Here is a 16,086-nt window from a genome sequence, read left to right as displayed (position 1 = left end):
TATTTCATGATATCTGCCTTAAAACCTCCGCGAAGATTCAGATTCTCAAGCCATACAAGGTCACACTGATCTTTTGTCCTGTCTATGATTGCTTCTATATCCGTAATTCCCGGGAACACGGGTGAAATGAAGCAAATTGTACGAATGCCTGCCGCATATACCTCTTTCATTGCAGCAAGCCTTCTTTCTATGCTTACTGCCGCATCCATATCATCTTTAAACTCTTCATCGAGAGTATTGATTGACCATGATACTGTAAGTCTGCTATTTTCATTGATCTCTTTTAGCAGATCCAGATCTCTTAGAACAAGGTCTGACTTTGTGCAGATAAGTATGTCCGCACCACTGTCCTTTAGTTCTTCCAGAAGTCTTCTTGTATTTTTATATGTTTCCTCTAGCGGATTATAACCATCCGTAACTGTTCCAATGATTACCTTCTGGCCGGCATACTTCTTTGGATTCTTTATTTCAGGCCAGTCTTTCACATCCATGAAAGTTCCCCATTCCTCCGTATGCCCTGTAAAGCGTTTCATAAAAGATGCGTAGCAGTATTTACAGGCATGGGGACACCCCACATAGGGATTCACCGAATATCCTCCAATAGGAGTATTCGATTTTGTCATTACACTTTTTGTTTCTATATGATTTACTTTGATTTCTGGTTGTTCCATATCCTCTGTTCCTCCAGCACTTTGTTAAAAGCATCCGGCATTTCCTGTATCATTTCTTCTCCCATAATCGGAACAAGATCTTCTTTCCAGAATACAGGAATGTTCAGTTCATGAGCCTGTTCTGTCAATGAATAAACCCACCCGGGATCTGTTTTAACAGTCCTGCTCTTTGCACCTGTCATGGTTCCCACCACAATCCAATCAATGCCTGTAAGATCAACCTTACCCGGATCATCGAACAAAGGCTCAAAGGTAACATGATATTTTTTTGCCTTCACATTGCTCCGCAGTGCATCAATACGCCATAACTCAGACTTTCTCGTAACTGTAACGCCAAACCATGCATTATCAAGATCTGTTTCAAAAGACAGAAGATCTGGTCGTTTGGTAAGAAAAAGAAACTGGTGCTGAGGATTCTCTGCTATCTTTTTAAAGACTTCCTCTCTCCATTCCTCATGCCAGCCCGAGAGATCGCTCATGCCGGTCAGCAGAAAATTCTGCGGCTTTTTCTTTTCCATCATACGAAGCTTTCCTTGAAAAAACTGTGGCTTTTCAAAATCATCTATGATGTGATAACGCCTCGTATTGTTTCTGGCATAGCAGTACGGACATCCAACAGTGCACCCTATAACAAGATTCATGTTCTGAATCTGATCTTTAATACAGATACTCATTTGTCACTCCATTCCTCAAGGTTTACCCTGATGCGGTTAAGATACTCTTCAAACTGAAGAATCTCTTTATCCGTAAAATCACGATAATAAATATTCCCCATCTCATTGGATACGGAGTCATAAGCTTCTTTAAGTTCTTTGGCTTTATCTGTGAGGAACAGAAGAGTTTTTCTCTTATCAGCTTCATCAGTTTTGCGGCTTATCAGTCCGTTTTTTTCCATCCGCTCAAGCATGGTCGTAAGTGAAGTAATTGCAAGTCCGCTTTTCTCGGAAATAATTTTAATAGGAACACCATCTTCCTGCCATAAGACATAAAGAATCCTTCCCTGAGCTCCGTTAAATGCATCAATGTTTTTTTCTGCCAGTATCCTTTCAAATATACGATCACCCAGCTGTTTTATTTTTGTAACAAGAAATCCACCATTTGTCTTCATAATTAAATACTCCTATATCGTAGTTTTATACTACCATATAGGAGTATTTTTGTCAAGCACACATATCATAACCTGATAATATAATTCATCAAGCTCCGGATGATTCTCATGAATCCAGTTCATGATCACAACTCTGTAGTCTCCCCTGAGATTAAGATTCTCAAGCCACACAAGATTGCATCTGTCCTTAGCCCTGTCAATAATAGCTTCAACATCTGTAATCCCGGGGAAGATTGGCGAAATAAAGCAAGTAGTCTTTATTCCTGCTTCATAAAGCTGCTTCATTGTATCCAGTCTCTTTTCTATGGTTGCACCACGATCCATCTCTTTTCTAAATTCCTCATCGACTGCCCGAGGGTCTCTTTAGAAGGATGGCATGAACGTCAGGGCAGCGGAGGCGTTGCTGATACGCTGCTCGACGGATCACTTCAAACGGTTATTATCTGTCAAAGCGATATTCAACCCCCGTTATATCGGAGAGAAGCGGTATGATTTCAGCATGCGGATCAGTTGGATCATATCCGGCTTCGAGTTCAAAAGGCATGGCATATGCAAGAGCTGACCATCCCCAGAAAGGATTCAGCCCCTGCCCTACACCGGTTTCGGCATTATAATACTCTCGGGTGGCGTCTTCCGACAAAACCATTTCAAAACTCTTTCTGGCAAGTTCCGCTGCTTCTTCCTGATACCCGTATCTTACCAGCGCATGCATGACTGAGTAATTAACCGGGATCCAACAAGCTCCCATCCAGGTGCATTCAACCCCGCGGCGCTGTTGATAGTATCCTTTTTCATTTTTTGCCCAGGATGCAAGGGGGTATTCCAACCAGAACTCCTCAGGATTTAAAAGATGCTCTTTGATCATGCGGTCTGCCTGCTTTTGGGTCGCAACACCTGCCCATAGAGCCATAAAAGATGAAGCTGACTTGTAACGTACAAGCTCACCCGTCCTTTCATTGCGGTCATAATAGAAGCCGTCTTTTTCGTCCCACATAATATCGTTGATTCTTCCGCGCATGGCAGCAGCCTTCTCTTTCCACTGAGAAGCATCTTCCTCCAGCCCCAGTCCCTCCGCAATGACAGACATTGCATCAAACTCGCGGACCAGATAGCTGTTCAGGTCAACCCCCTCGATCGTCATGCTGTAAATATGTCCTGCCCTAAGATCCTGATTGTCCATCCCGGAATGATCAGCACTGTCCCACACACTTAGTCCATTTTTATCAAAATCGCAGAACCAGCACCAGTAATCCAGATATTTTATCAGCCTTTGATAATAACGGTCCTTCAGCCATTCAAAACGGCCAAACTGACGAGAACCTAAGACGGCGATTTGAGCAAGAAAAGGTTTGAAATGCTGCCTCATTCGCTGTTCCATCATCGTGCGTGCGACAAAACCACATTCGAGCTGCCGGTCCAGGAATGCCTCAAAATTCGTACGGCAGTAACGGGCAATACCAAAATGTGAAAGATACAGATTTTCATAATAAAGATCCCAGTCATAGAACTCGCCGTAGCTATATCCTGTCAAGAGGTCCTGAATCCCTGCAATAGCGGAATGAGAATTGTCGGATCGACTGATGCCGCGTGTCCTGATATCATGATTGACCTCCTCAAGACGACGGATCAGCCTCTTTTGTGTATTATCAGATAACGATTTGAAAAACATATAAAACCTCCGTTCCAAACAAGATTTACGATATTACATAAATCTATTTTATCGTATTTAATTTCATGTAGCCATTCATGTCTTCAAATCCAAGGGATCTGTATAATTCAACGGCCATATCGGAGCTCTCAAGATAGATCTTTTCAGCACCTTTCTCTGCCGCCCTCTCTATAAGATATCTGCATATCTCCTTTGCCAGTCCCTGCCTTCTGTACTTCTGCCTGACATATATATTCATAAGATAGGCACATTTGCCGCTGCGATTGTCCGGAGATGGCATCTCTCTATACAGGCAAACTCCGCCACATCCTGCCAGTTCTCCTGACACATATATTGCACAAGCCACATGACCGCCCTTTTTAAGCTCTTCCTGATAATATTCTTCATTTTCTTTTCTGATATCATTCCACTCAGCATCCGAGAGCTTTTCTTTTTCCTGAAAAAAGACATTTGACAAAACCTCCATTCTAAGTGAAAGCAAAAGTTCCATATCATCTGCCTTAAGCTCTTTTATCGCTATATTATTATCTATCACGCTGCCACCTTCCTTAAAACATTTGGAAGTGCCATTTTATCAACCTTACCGTTTGCATTAAGTGGAAGGCGCTTAAGCTCAACAAAATACTCCGGAATCATAAAATCTGTCAGATAATCCTTCATGTAATCTGTAATATCCGCAAGTTTGACGTTCTCTTTTTCCGGCACTACATAGGCAACCATGTAGGATAGATTATTGTCATCAACTTTTGGTGCAACATATGCCTGTTTGATAAGCTCTGACTTGGTAAGGATATTTTCAACTTCACTTACCTCAACTCTTTTTCCCTTAATCATTATCTGGGTATCTTTTCTGTGAAGAAAAGCAATGTTGCCATCTGGCAGATAGTAACCAAGATCACCGCTTTTATACATTCTTCCGTTTGCAGTATTTACAAATGCTTTATTCTCCTCAAAACGGTTTCCTATATACCCGTTAGAAACGCCGCCTCCGAAAATGCAGATTTCTCCGACTTCTCCATCTGGAAGTTCTTTTCCTTCCTCATCCATGACTTTGATTTCTGTTCCAAGCACAGACTTTCCGACAGGGAATGTGCCATCTTCAAGGACATTATCCTTGGTGCATCTGCAATAAGAAGCGCACACTGTGGTCTCGGAAGGACCATAGGTATTGTAAACTTCCACCTTTCCAAGAAGATTTGTAATATAGGAAGCTCTTATAACATCTCCTCCGCTTATGAGGAGTCTCAAACTCTTAGGTATTTCCGGAAGGTCATTGATTTCCTGTAAAAGATATGGAAAGCCGCTAAGCATAGTCACATTATTTCTTTTGATAAATCCGATAAGCTTCTTAACATCTGCTCTTTCTTCATCCGATGGAATAGCCAAGGCCGCTCCTGATAAAAGAGTTGTAAATACCTCTTCAACAAATATATCAAAAGAACAAACAGAATGCTGAAGCATTATATCGCCACAGGCTGGGTGAAACTCATTGCAAAATGCTCTCACATAATGACATACATTTGCATTCGTTACAGAAACACCCTTGGGCTTCCCTGTAGTTCCTGATGTATAAAGGATATAAGCCAAATCCTTTTCGTCATATTCAGCATCACCTACAGCTGTTTCCTCTATAGCTAATCCTTTGTCTACAATTATATTTGTTAACTTGGGAAATCTGTCTGCATACTCTCTGTTCGTGATAAGCACGCTCACCTCAGCCTCTTCCATCATGTATCTAATTCTTTCCTTTGGAAAAAATGGTTCAACAGGTATATATGCTGCTCCAGCCCTCAATGCTGCAAATATGGATGCTATCATTTCAACTGAATGGTTCATCATTATGCCTACTCTTTTGCATCCTTTGGGAAGTCTTGCAGCTATTGTATCTGCCAATAAAAGCAATTCCTTTCTACTAAGATTTCTTTCATTATCAAAAACTGCTAAAGCATCTTTATTCTCATTTACCTGTGTCATGAATTTTTCAATTATTGTACTCATCTATTAGCACCTCCTATATTTCACACATATCTCTTCGTTACAATGCATATGATATAGGAAATATACAAAGCCCCACAAGTACGCAGTTTTTTGAAACATAGTATCACCGATGCTACTTTTGTGTGACTTTGCGGTGCATCTGGCACAAATTTTTTGTACAAGCGAGTCAAATTTTAAATATATGCTACTGCCTTTATCTGTGCCACCAATATTGCCTTTACCCTATCATCTGTTATCCGCCTCAGTAAATTCTTCATTTCCATATCAAAAGCATCCTCTTCCTTTTCCTCAACCCCAAGCAGATAATTCGGTGTAAAAGAAAAAGACGTATAAACCATATGGTCTATACGCCCTAAGCCTTTATCTCTTCCTAATATGCCTGTACTTTTACTGAATTTTCAAATAGTCCTCATCCGTAACTGACTCGCACCACTCATTACTTGTGTCTTCTCCTTCTATCTCTAATACCGATAATATCTTTCTTTTTCTGAAATCATGCCAGTTTATCCAAAAGCTCATCTATATCACTGTTAATGCATACGCTCCTATCTTCTATCTCTCTGGGACAGTATGCCTCTTTGTAATTCAACTCTTCCTTGGTTTTGTATGGGTAAAACCCGCCTGAATACATGTCTTGAAAACCATATTTTTCTTCAAAATCAGAAAACCACTTTTTAAACCGGTCTCCACTGTACGTAAACCCTGCGGAAGTAGAAAGCCCTGCCCCGGCTCCAATAACAATAGCATCAGCTGTCTTTATTTCTTCTTTTAATCTGTCAAGCTGCTCTGTATCATCATCCTTCCCAAGGGACATACCGCTGTTAAAGCTATGTATGGCACTTAAACCTTTTTTTATTGTTTCCTGATATCCATTTGGCTGAAACGATCTGATCTTAGTCGTTGTCATTATAAAACACTCCTTACAGCTTAACCATTTAACAGTTTTTCATATATTTCAAAATCAAGGTCCTTAAATACATTGAAAACAATCTTCATCTCGCTACCTGTCTCATCAAGCCAGTTTTTAACTGTCTCTACAGCAATCTCAGCAGCTCTCTGATTTGGGAACATAAATACTCCAGTAGAGATACAGCAAAAAGCTATCTCAGTAACTCCATTCTTATCCGCAAGATCAAGGCACGACTTATAGCAAGAAGCAAGCAAATCTTCATGCTTCTTTGTTAATGGTCCCTGAACAATTGGTCCAACTGTATGAAGAATATAATCACATGGTAAGTTGTATGCTGGAGTTATTTTGGCTTGTCCTGTAGGTTCCGGATGTCCCTGCTTTTTCATTATTCTAAAACATTCGCCGCGAAGCTGAATTCCAGATTTTGAGTGAATAATGTTATCCGCGCAGGAATGAAGCGGCTGAAAACATCCACACATACGGTCATTGGCAGGATTCGTGATTGCTGAAATCCTTAATGCAGTTATATCTCCCTGCCAAAGATATAATCTGTCATCGTTTTTGGTAGGAGTTAAATCATTCACATCTGTAATTTTTACAGAATTATTCTCTTCTTTAAGATATTCATCCTGAATATCAAGAAATTCCTGACTAATAGGCTTAGGTTCTCTAACATTCATAAGTGCTCTGAGCATATCTTTCTGCTCATTAGTATCATTAGGAATTGTATAGCCTTTATAATTTAAATCTTCATCCAGCAGTTGCTGAATCATCCATACTCTTTGCTCAGCATGATTCAAGAAAATCAACTCCTTTCTCTTCTGCCAATCTCTTAAATTCTCGGAACCTTTCCTTAGATGGAAACGCTATTTTTCCTCTAACTTTGCCCTCACGTTCCCATCTACTAATCGTCTCAACAGAAACTCCAACGAGCTCTGAAAATGCACGCTGTGACATTCCATATACATTTCTAAGAGACTTTATCTTAGCTCCAAATCCGTTTTGGCAAAAAACTTCATAATCATCAACCTTGGCCAGTTCCTCATCTATTGTGTCTAAATCAATCCCATGTTCTATAGCTACTTGTTTGATTTTTTCAAAATTTTCTCTTCCCGGTCTTCTGATTGTTCCTCTTTGAACTAATTCAGACTCCCAGATAAAAATAGTTTGCCTGCTTACTCCAATAACTTCTGCATACTTTTCTGCCGACATTCCACAGATATTTCTGATATATCTTAATTTCTTTCCACAACCTGTTACACAGAACCTATCGTAATCATCTTTGAATACATCAGGATTGTCATCTAAACTCTCAAGATTGATTTCTTTTGCTTCTGCAAGTTTCTTTAACTCATCGAAATACTGGCGCCCCATGATACATTGACCTCGTTCCCATGTACAAACAGCATTTCCTGAACAACCTAGCATTTTACCAAAGTCATCAGTAAAAGCTCTGTACTGCAACCTAATATATCTAATCTTAGCGCCACTATTCTTCTCTACAAATCTTGAATACTCGTCCTTATAATAATCCGGATTAGCATTTAGCTTGTTAATGTCTATACCCTTTGCTTCTGCCACAAACTTTATCCTATTATAGGCCTTTCGAAGCGGTTTCTCAGTCATGGATTCCCAATTACATGATGATGTCCCACTTGTATATCCAATCATATTACAAAACTCTGTCTGTGTTACACCATAAGCAGAACGGATATATTTTATTTTTTTACCATAGTCTCCTGTTAAGAACAGTTCATAATCATCGATGAAGCTGTCTGGATCACTATTAAGACGGTTAATATCTATATTTTTTTCTTCAGCAATTTCTTTCAGTTTGTAATAGAATACTGAACTTGGATGGTACTCACCAATTTCTGCTTCCCAGCAGGATAAAGTCGATCGGGTAACACCAATCATTTTAGAAAACTCTTCCTGAGTTGCGTCACAAGCTCGTCGAATAATTCTTATCTTCTCTCCATAACCTGAAGCACAAAACCTTGCACTTTCATCAATAAAGATATCTGGTTCAACGTCAAGTGCATTTCCAAGTTTCAATGCATCATCAAAATGGATTGGATTAAATCCATTTTCAAGATTAAACAAAGCCCCTGGAGCAATTTCTAATTTATCAGCAAGTTCTTTTCTACTAATCCCTTTTTGTCTTCTTATAAATTCCAGTTTAATTCCTGGCCTAGCGTCTTCATCCGGCATAAGCATAGGTAATGCAAGGTTTACGAGCACCTTGCCATTCTTTTGTTGTATGCCTGTGTGATTGAGGTAGGTGCCGCTTTATCTATGCAAGTATGCATTGGAACAAAACAACCAAGCATCTGCGAATTAGCCGCATTAACAATAGCATCCACCGAAAGTCTTGTGATATCTCCTTGCCAGATAGAAAGTCCATCCCTGATAACCGGGATGTCTGACAGATTCACCACGCCCTTTTCAGCAGCTCTTTCTGTCAGATATTCATCCTGTACTTTCATTACATCAGAGGACAATTCTTTTGGCATACGGATATTCATAAGTGACCTTAAGATTCGTCTTTTTTCTTCCGTACTGTTTGGAGTCTGTAATTCCTTATATTCAGCAGAATCTGCCTTGAACTCTTCTACAAGATAATCAAGACGTTCTTCCTGTGTTGATTTTTTAGACTTAGTTTCCATATTCCACGCTGCCTTCCCACGAAAAAGCTTGGGGGATGTTGGTCCATCCAAGTTGAATAGTTTTAGTTACTTATTATGTAATCTTCTGTATATTAATCTGACAACCAATAGTATCAGGAAAAGCGTTGCAATAGCAGTAATGATAAGGGTCTGCAACAAAAAATCAAGACCATATCCAAGCCTTTCAAATGCATCACTTGTAAACAGACACATAAACTCTGATATTCCATAACTTATGAAAGTAAAAGAAAAAAGAAAGGTAATCGTCTTTATAAAACCATTCATAATTCTACAAAGGCAAAAGATGATAAGAGAAATAAAAAAATACAAATACAATATAAAATCGCCGTCACTAATATATATATCAAAATAATCGTATATTCCAGCAAAACAACTATAAAAATCGCATCTTATAGCAAGTTCGAAGTATATCCAGGAGAAAATAGCATATATCGCTCCTATTACTGCCGCCTTAAAAACTGTCGGTAACACATTTTTTATTTTGTTTCTCATTATAGCCTCCGTTAATAATACTGTAGTGTCTCAGACATAAAGTATTATAATAAGGCCAACATTAAAAAAACAAAAATATGATAGAAGGTAGATTATATAGGATATACGGCATATATTACAATATTTTATTGACAATGTTTGGTTTTTCTATAAAAATAATATTGGAAGTATGATCTTCCATCTGGCCGACATCCGGCTTTAATCCACATAACACGCAAAACTAAATATTTATTTCGAGGAGGTGTCTATGGAAAAATATGATATCCTAAATAAAGCACGCAAAATGACAGATCCAAGTGCCAGAAAAGTCAGTATGACTATTACAACGTTAGATCCGGATGCACCGTATAAGCTTACATGGGATATTACATTGGATATACCTGATTTTGTAAGCTATTGCAAGAATTCCGGTGAATATGTATTTGACTTTCTGATCAGTTTCAGTAGTCTTATACTGGATGTATGTATTAACTAATATTTTGGGCAATTATTCAAATGCCTACAGCTACAATGATATATAACACATTAGCTGTAGGCAACTTCATAATCTATACAATAGTATTATAGTTATACCTATATAACACTACTATGATCGATTTCTTTATGGCTAATCAATCATAGTAGCCCTTCATCCCATCACTGTGTACATGAACACTTCCTACATAAGCCCAAGGTCAGCAAGTGTTATTTGACCTTCAATTTTATTCTTCTTATTGGGTGTAGTTTTGTTTATAACTTCCTCTTTTTTTAGCGCCTGCTTCTGAGTTTTTTCTTTTTTCAGAGTATTAAATTCTTCTTTCTTTTCAGCAAAGTAAGATTCAACTCTCTTAAGGTCTTTATCTGAGAGCAGCGTTTTCATCTTCTCAAGCCTAAGATCTCCATACCTCATCTTTTGGTAATGTTTTCTGTTTTCATCGCATACCCAACGAGGTTGATTCTTCATATCAAAATGATATGTGGAGCCGCAGTGACACCTTAATATTCCATCAACGGGATACTGCTGATCCATTGACCGGCTATATCCACATGCTGCGCATTTCCAATAAAATCCGCCCTTATCAGCTTCGCCAAGAAACATATTTCCACTGCAAATAGGACACTTTAATTCATACTCGTTATCAATTGCAGTTTGAATCTTGGGAATACCATATAACTGCTCCATCTCCATTGTAAGCTTTGAGCTGCATAATTTAGTCATGGTTTCACTGGTAAATCCTGTAAAACTTAATGTATTAAGTGAACCGTACCAATATGCACTATCATCGATAATGACAATCTTTTCATGCATATTCTTTTTATAGATCACTTTAACACCAATTTTTTCAAGCTCATCAACGCACTTAATGTAACCTGGCAATTCCCTCTTGCCTCTGTCGGATGGCGGCCTTGTTATTACCATTATTTCTTTGCCCATGTTAATAGCATCATGAAATTCTGGTAGTAATTGTGCGAGTCTATTAGCTGTGATAAATGGAGAGAATATTACAAGCCTTGACTTAAAGCTGCGAAGATCCTCCATAAATGCTGGCATATATTCACTTTCTGTACATATAAAGGAACTGCCCTCTTCTAATCCATCAACTTTTTTGCTGCTGGGCATTGTAATAACGAGCTTAGGGAATAGCAGGTTTGCATTTTGCAGAGGCAATTTCTTTTTATCAACTAAACTTTCAAGTAACTCGCTTAAAGCATTGTTTTTGGCTCGCTTCTTACAATATCCAATGTTTCCAACAAGATATAATTTGAACTTAGCTCTCGTAACTGCAACATTGAATAGTTTTCTCATGTTTTCATTAAGATCATTTTCCGCTGAAAAAAGTCCAGCTCTAAAATGAGGCTCATCAATTACAAGATCAAAAATAACAATGTCCGCCTCGTTTCCTTGAAAACTATGTATGGTCCCTGCCTTGATAAGATTTGAATTACTATTAAGCCCATATCGCTTGTATCCAAGCTCAATGAGTTTTGTAACCCTGTCAATATGTGGTTTATATGGAGCAATAATTAAAACTTTGGGTTTATCCCTTTCATTTTTTTCAATAGTGTTACAATTTTCGTATTTCAGCGCATAAGTAAATGCCATCTCCACTGTCAATGCAGCGCTAAAGCAATTGAGACGACTAGCGTTTCTCCCACGTGGAACAGATGTAACCCAAGCATGCATTTCGCTAGTATCTATTATTTCCACGCTATGCTCATCATTCTTTCCTTCAGAGAACCACTCATAGAAAGTATTTCGAATCTTTACTCTATCATCCTTATTATCAGGCGACTTCAATTCTTCATAATCTTTATAGTATAAGTTTGCAATGTCAGCAATTTCGCTTTCCATACGATATTGCTTATCGAGCATTATAAAATTATCTGGACTAACATTACCTTTTTTGGCAGACTCCTGAATACCGCTAGCAGCAAAAACATCCCTTTTAAGCCATTTTTGTGCCATTGGGGTATTTGCCATTACAATAGGCGGAAGCTGAAGAAAATCTCCTACTATAACAATGTTGTTTTTGGCAGCATAACTTGCGCACCATAGGGCTGGAATCTGAGCCATTGACGCTTCATCCAAGATAACCGTATCAAAGCCTCTTTCCTGTAGCACATCATTAAGATAAGCAGTAGTCAATGTAGCACCTACAATTTGGGCTTTCATAATGGCTTCTTTTTCAAGGTTATTTATCAACTCTTGAACTTCGCGAATCTCATTTTCTGTCTTATATATTTCTTTTCTTGTATCTCTGAGCTTTAAAGATATTTCTTCTTTATCCTTACCGGCAACATCATTTGCTATAATATCCATTTGATGCATAATGTCTTTAGCATTTTCCAAAGTGCTTTTTTCATCATTAAATGAAACGATTCCTCTCCCGGCATTTATAAGGATTTCTATTTCTTCTTTGCACTTAAGTGATATCTGTTTATAATTCTTGTTAGCTTTATCAAAATTAGATTTTGTAGCTTTAACTGTATTATTTATCTCTTTGAATTTGTTAACAGATACTAAAAGCTTATCTATATCTGATTTGCATGCAGATAATTCCCTATCAAGCTCATCATAAGCCTTTTGAACTAATTGTAAATTTTCTTCTACTATAGATAGATTTTTACTGTAGTTAATAACAGTATCTTCCCAATACTCCTTAGTATAAGAAGGCGTGATCTGAGCTCTTCTTGCACACAGACTTCTTCTTATTTTCAGTGCAGATGAATAGTCATCTTTTATCTCCTGACAGACAGCAAGTTTGGTCTCGAGTTCTCTCTTTTTGTTTATTTTTTCTTTTCTTTCATTTTCAGATTCTTCAAGTTTATTTCTATAGATAAAAGCTGTCAATGAACGCTTAGAATTTTTTTCTATATAGCCTGTCAGTTCATTTATCTTTGTTTCTGCATCTTTTATATCATTTGTAAGAAGCACAATATCATTTTCACAATCCTTAATGTTGTCAGTCAGAAACTCTTCTGACATTATTAAATCTATTCTTTCAGACAGTGAGATAAACTGCGTATGTTTCAGCAATTCATCTTTTGCATTACCAATTCCTTTTTTGTACTGCGTTATCTTTTCTTTTAATTCTTTGATTTGAGATGAATTAGTTTCAAGATCATTTTTTAACTGCTCTTTTTTATTGCAGCATCTTTCATAATCTAGTATTTCAGGATGGTCTTCTTTGTATTTATCAGCTTCTTTCTGTTGCACCAAATAAACGCCTTCTAATGTCTTTATTTCTTCTGATAACTTTGCAATCGTCTTGATTGTACTATCAAACTTTTGTTCGTCATACAATTCTATAAGGTTAAACTCAGATATAATTGTTTCAAATTTCTGAGCATCACTAAGAAGCTCTTCTCTAAGCTTTTTTAGGTTTTCCTGTCTGCCATAAAGCTCTTTACCAAGATTCTTAACATGGTATTCTAATGACACGCATTCAGGAAGCTCTTTTTGAGACTGTCCTATACGCAATACAGGATTAGATCTATCATCCCTTCCGCATCCCAATACTTTCTCTATAGCGCCATCCACAGCAGTATTAGTATGTGAAACCACAAGAACAGACCGCTTGTTCTTATACAAGTTTTTAATTATTGTGCCAATAACTGTGGTTTTACCGGTTCCGGGAGGCCCCCAGATGAAGGTTATATTATTAGTTATGGCTGAAAGAACCGCTTTCTCTTGTTTTTCATTTAAATTGGCCCCGAATTGATCAACTTTCGCATCGGAAATAGCTTTGAATGGTATTTCCATATCGAGCATTCGCTCTCCAACAGGGTTTTCTCTAGAAGAGCTGTCTTCAATACGTTCTATCATTCTCTCTATCAAAACAGTAGAACCATTTTCAATTCTTGCCAAAGCAATAGCAGGCGGCAGTGGCTCTTTTGCTGAAATAATTATTTCGCTCTCATCCACACTTACAACTGTGACCTTATAGCTATTCTTTTCCACTATGAGATTACAGGGAGTATCTGCTGGAATAGATGGCATGTAATCAATCAAAAAGCGATACCAAAAGTCAGCACCATTATGCTCTACCCTTTGCCCTGAATGTAAAAGAATAGATGATTGCCCGTTTTTTTCTATCGCAGATTGCTCATCCTGTAAAGCTTCAACAAATTCTGCTAATCTTCCTTCTAGCATGATATTTTCGCTTTTGTTGTACTTATTATCCATAGAGGCACCTTTTGTGTAAGGTTATAGGTTCAATTAATATTTTATCATCAATAATCCACTATTTTATGGTTAAAAGCTCACTTTTGTACATTAATTTGATAATTTAAAGTAACATATCAAAAAATCTACTTCCCCTCTAATCCTTAAGTATAGTCTTTATAAGAAGATCTATTCCATAAACAATAATAAGTATTATCAGTACAAGCCCTGCATATCCAATAAGATACCCGGGATTACCCAGTAAAGATGCAAAATAAGATAACGGGCTCCCCGGCACAGGCCAGTTCACAAAGAAGAAATTGCAATTAAAATGCTTATCAAAAGCATATATCAAAGGTGTTGTCACCAACAGAAAAAGTATAGGCTGGTAGATATGCTTAATTGACGGCTTAACAAGACCCGATATTCGTAACAAAAGCGGGTACAGAATCAAAGCCCCGTGCCATGCAAAGCTATATAGATTCATAAAGTTAAGAACAGGATAATAGATAGTCCAGTCTGGAAAAAGAAGTGCCGCTATAGATCCTGGCATGATAAGCACATAAGCCAGTTCTCCAAAGAAATCTTTAGCCCATTTCCATGGCAGATATTCTCTAAGCAAAAATATGAATATCCCTATACTACAGACATGGAACGGTAAGTAGACTACAGAAAATCTGTGAACACTTATCAAAAATGAATCTTTAAACAATTCCATTAAAAGCATGACAACAGGAATAAGCTTTATTATAAACATCCTCTTCCTACTGCAAACTTTCAAAAGATGATTGATCAGTATTAATACTATAAGTATAGTAATTACAGAACTGAAAATATGAATTTCTCCAAAAAGCGGATACCCCATCCCGGATGGAATGTCATCCTGCTGCTTCCAGAAATATTCCATATAATGCCGCGTCACTCCCAGTCGTATTTTATCGTGTCATTTCATATATCATATAATCATCTTAAACAAATCGAATTATCTATATTTAAAGTCGCCACGCAGATATTGCCCTTATATGAATTTCATACAAGTACGGAATAATAAATGTATTCAACTAAGTTTTGACTGATCATAAACAATTACGTGATCTTCCTGCTGATAGTGCTTGCCCGCTTCGACCTTAAAAGGGTGCTGCTTACAAACGCCCATAAACCAGGTATAGTCTGTATCTGCATCATTCTTGCCATCTAATATTTCCTGGATAGCATCTCTTACACAGCGCATAAGTGAGATATCATCGTAGTCTCTGGCATGTCCATGCAAGATTACATCTGCTTCTTTTTCCAGGAAAAGAACTTTATCAATGCCTTCAATACACTGCTCATACGGCACAGTATGAGGGAGCTGAAGCCAAAGGTGGTGATTGATGGCATCTCCTGTAAAGAGGATCCTGTCTTCTTTGAGCAAAAGAAGAATTCCGCCCGGGGTGTGCCCTGGGATATCATAAACTTCAAGAGTCTTGCCTCCAAGATCTACAACATCTCCGCCCTTTATCTCTTTAAAAGGCGGCATTGAAAAGCCTTCTTCCTCGCACACTTCTACAAATTCAGGATCCTTGCAGGTATCAATCGCCAGATCAAGATCATTAGAACTTATATATGCTTCATCAAAGAATACATTACCATAAATATGGTCCGGGTGACCGTGAGTATTTATGACCATAACAGGCTTATCTGTGATCTTCCTGATCTCTTCTTTGTAATTGTGATAACCCATCATGGTATCGATGAGCGCTGCCTTCTTATCCCCAATTACAAGATAACCTGTACATTCATGGTTTTCATCAAAAAGGTATAGATATGGTTTTAACTGCTTAATATATAGAGTTTTATCTTCAAACAAAGCTAACACCTCCCGGATGTTTATGCTACTGATATTCTTGTCGTATATATATTACTA

At 37.9% G+C, this 16,086-nt stretch carries 16 protein-coding genes and 1 pseudogene; 1 reads left to right on the top strand and 16 read right to left on the bottom strand.

The genetic code is table 11. From position 1 onward, the window contains the following. The 13 genes and pseudogenes from BMX21_RS01340 to BMX21_RS01285 form a co-directional block, all read right to left on the bottom strand. Positions 1–671, bottom strand: a 671-nt coding sequence (locus BMX21_RS01340; RefSeq protein ID WP_092040353.1) for a radical SAM mobile pair protein B, incomplete at its 3' end; no start/stop codon positions are given. Further along, a complete protein-coding gene (locus tag BMX21_RS01335) occupies positions 647–1,345 on the bottom strand; it encodes a radical SAM mobile pair protein A (protein WP_022766768.1) in 699 nt (232 codons plus the stop codon). The genes BMX21_RS01340 and BMX21_RS01335, both read right to left, overlap by 25 nt. Next, positions 1,342–1,779, bottom strand: coding sequence for a radical SAM mobile pair system MarR family transcriptional regulator (locus BMX21_RS01330; protein WP_013282512.1), 438 nt, complete (start codon positions 1,777–1,779; stop codon positions 1,342–1,344). The genes BMX21_RS01335 and BMX21_RS01330 overlap by 4 nt, the downstream gene beginning before the upstream one ends. Positions 1,780–1,809: 30 nt before the next feature. Next, a pseudogene (locus BMX21_RS01325) lies at positions 1,810–2,118 on the bottom strand (radical SAM protein); the annotation flags it as partial. Between the two features lie 100 nt (positions 2,119–2,218). Then, positions 2,219–3,448 (bottom strand): MGH1-like glycoside hydrolase domain-containing protein, encoded by a 1,230-nt coding sequence (locus BMX21_RS01320; RefSeq protein ID WP_022758749.1) that lies wholly within the window; start codon positions 3,446–3,448, stop codon positions 2,219–2,221. Positions 3,449–3,491: 43 nt separating this feature from the next. Further along, the gene (locus BMX21_RS01315; protein WP_242845573.1) at positions 3,492–3,983 is read right to left on the bottom strand and encodes a GNAT family N-acetyltransferase; all 492 of its coding nucleotides are present in this window, start codon (positions 3,981–3,983) and stop codon (positions 3,492–3,494) included. After that, a complete protein-coding gene (locus tag BMX21_RS01310) occupies positions 3,980–5,446 on the bottom strand; it encodes an amino acid adenylation domain-containing protein (protein WP_027207572.1) in 1,467 nt (488 codons plus the stop codon). The genes BMX21_RS01315 and BMX21_RS01310 overlap by 4 nt, the downstream gene beginning before the upstream one ends. A 173-nt stretch (positions 5,447–5,619) precedes the next feature. Continuing rightward, positions 5,620–5,784 (bottom strand): hypothetical protein, encoded by a 165-nt coding sequence (locus BMX21_RS19275; RefSeq protein ID WP_022758752.1) that lies wholly within the window; start codon positions 5,782–5,784, stop codon positions 5,620–5,622. Positions 5,785–5,939: 155 nt separating this feature from the next. Then, positions 5,940–6,353, bottom strand: coding sequence for an SIR2 family NAD-dependent protein deacylase (locus BMX21_RS01305; RefSeq protein WP_207647632.1), 414 nt, complete (start codon positions 6,351–6,353; stop codon positions 5,940–5,942). 20 nt (positions 6,354–6,373) lie between these two features. Next, the gene (locus BMX21_RS01300) at positions 6,374–7,156 is read right to left on the bottom strand and encodes a protein-ADP-ribose hydrolase (protein WP_092040349.1); all 783 of its coding nucleotides are present in this window, start codon (positions 7,154–7,156) and stop codon (positions 6,374–6,376) included. Further along, positions 7,143–8,597 carry a helix-turn-helix domain-containing protein gene (locus tag BMX21_RS01295; RefSeq protein ID WP_092040344.1) on the bottom strand — a complete coding sequence of 485 codons (1,455 nt, stop codon included), beginning with the start codon at positions 8,595–8,597 and terminating at the stop codon, positions 7,143–7,145. The genes BMX21_RS01300 and BMX21_RS01295 overlap by 14 nt, the downstream gene beginning before the upstream one ends. Further along, positions 8,588–9,022 carry a macro domain-containing protein gene (locus tag BMX21_RS01290; protein WP_330390135.1) on the bottom strand — a complete coding sequence of 145 codons (435 nt, stop codon included), beginning with the start codon at positions 9,020–9,022 and terminating at the stop codon, positions 8,588–8,590. The genes BMX21_RS01295 and BMX21_RS01290 overlap by 10 nt, the downstream gene beginning before the upstream one ends. Positions 9,023–9,088: 66 nt before the next feature. Then, the gene (locus BMX21_RS01285; RefSeq protein WP_022758982.1) at positions 9,089–9,535 is read right to left on the bottom strand and encodes a hypothetical protein; all 447 of its coding nucleotides are present in this window, start codon (positions 9,533–9,535) and stop codon (positions 9,089–9,091) included. Positions 9,536–9,782: 247 nt separating this feature from the next. Between BMX21_RS01285 and BMX21_RS01280 the strand changes: the two genes are divergently transcribed. Then, positions 9,783–10,010 (top strand): hypothetical protein, encoded by a 228-nt coding sequence (locus BMX21_RS01280; RefSeq protein ID WP_092040339.1) that lies wholly within the window; start codon positions 9,783–9,785, stop codon positions 10,008–10,010. A gap of 183 nt (positions 10,011–10,193) precedes the next feature. Here the strand turns inward: BMX21_RS01280 and BMX21_RS01275 are convergent, their stop codons facing one another. The 3 genes from BMX21_RS01275 to BMX21_RS01265 all read right to left on the bottom strand — a co-directional run bounded on the left by BMX21_RS01275 (position 10,194) and on the right by BMX21_RS01265 (position 16,029). Continuing rightward, entirely contained in the window at positions 10,194–14,201 is a 4,008-nt protein-coding gene (locus BMX21_RS01275; RefSeq protein WP_092040336.1) for an AAA domain-containing protein, read from the bottom strand. A gap of 136 nt (positions 14,202–14,337) precedes the next feature. Next, complete coding sequence (locus BMX21_RS01270; RefSeq protein WP_092040332.1) at positions 14,338–15,087, bottom strand: YwaF family protein; 750 nt, start codon at positions 15,085–15,087, stop codon at positions 14,338–14,340. A 150-nt stretch (positions 15,088–15,237) separates the two neighbouring features. Then, positions 15,238–16,029, bottom strand: a complete 792-nt coding sequence (locus BMX21_RS01265) for an MBL fold metallo-hydrolase (RefSeq protein ID WP_092040329.1) — start codon at positions 16,027–16,029, stop codon at positions 15,238–15,240. Positions 16,030–16,086: the final 57 nt, after the last annotated feature.

The organism is Butyrivibrio sp. TB, assembly GCF_900110805.1.
GTDB lineage: Bacteria > Bacillota > Clostridia > Lachnospirales > Lachnospiraceae > Butyrivibrio > Butyrivibrio fibrisolvens_C.
This window is presented reverse-complemented; position numbering and strand designations above follow the sequence as displayed.

What these genes read in the sequence shown, in the direction of transcription:
- BMX21_RS01285 (WP_022758982.1), bottom strand. Translation starts at nt 9,535, where the DNA reads ATGAGAAACAAAATAAAAAATGTGTTACCGACAGTTTTTAAGGCGGCA.
- BMX21_RS19275 (WP_022758752.1), bottom strand. Translation starts at nt 5,784, where the DNA reads ATGGTTTATACGTCTTTTTCTTTTACACCGAATTATCTGCTTGGGGTT.
- BMX21_RS01310 (WP_027207572.1), bottom strand. Translation starts at nt 5,446, where the DNA reads ATGAGTACAATAATTGAAAAATTCATGACACAGGTAAATGAGAATAAA.
- BMX21_RS01320 (WP_022758749.1), bottom strand. Translation starts at nt 3,448, where the DNA reads ATGTTTTTCAAATCGTTATCTGATAATACACAAAAGAGGCTGATCCGT.
- BMX21_RS01280 (WP_092040339.1), top strand. Translation starts at nt 9,783, where the DNA reads ATGGAAAAATATGATATCCTAAATAAAGCACGCAAAATGACAGATCCA.
- BMX21_RS01270 (WP_092040332.1), bottom strand. Translation starts at nt 15,087, where the DNA reads ATGGAATATTTCTGGAAGCAGCAGGATGACATTCCATCCGGGATGGGG.
- BMX21_RS01290 (WP_330390135.1), bottom strand. Translation starts at nt 9,022, where the DNA reads ATGGAAACTAAGTCTAAAAAATCAACACAGGAAGAACGTCTTGATTAT.
- BMX21_RS01305 (WP_207647632.1), bottom strand. Translation starts at nt 6,353, where the DNA reads ATGACAACGACTAAGATCAGATCGTTTCAGCCAAATGGATATCAGGAA.
- BMX21_RS01335 (WP_022766768.1), bottom strand. Translation starts at nt 1,345, where the DNA reads ATGAGTATCTGTATTAAAGATCAGATTCAGAACATGAATCTTGTTATA.
- BMX21_RS01330 (WP_013282512.1), bottom strand. Translation starts at nt 1,779, where the DNA reads ATGAAGACAAATGGTGGATTTCTTGTTACAAAAATAAAACAGCTGGGT.
- BMX21_RS01275 (WP_092040336.1), bottom strand. Translation starts at nt 14,201, where the DNA reads ATGGATAATAAGTACAACAAAAGCGAAAATATCATGCTAGAAGGAAGA.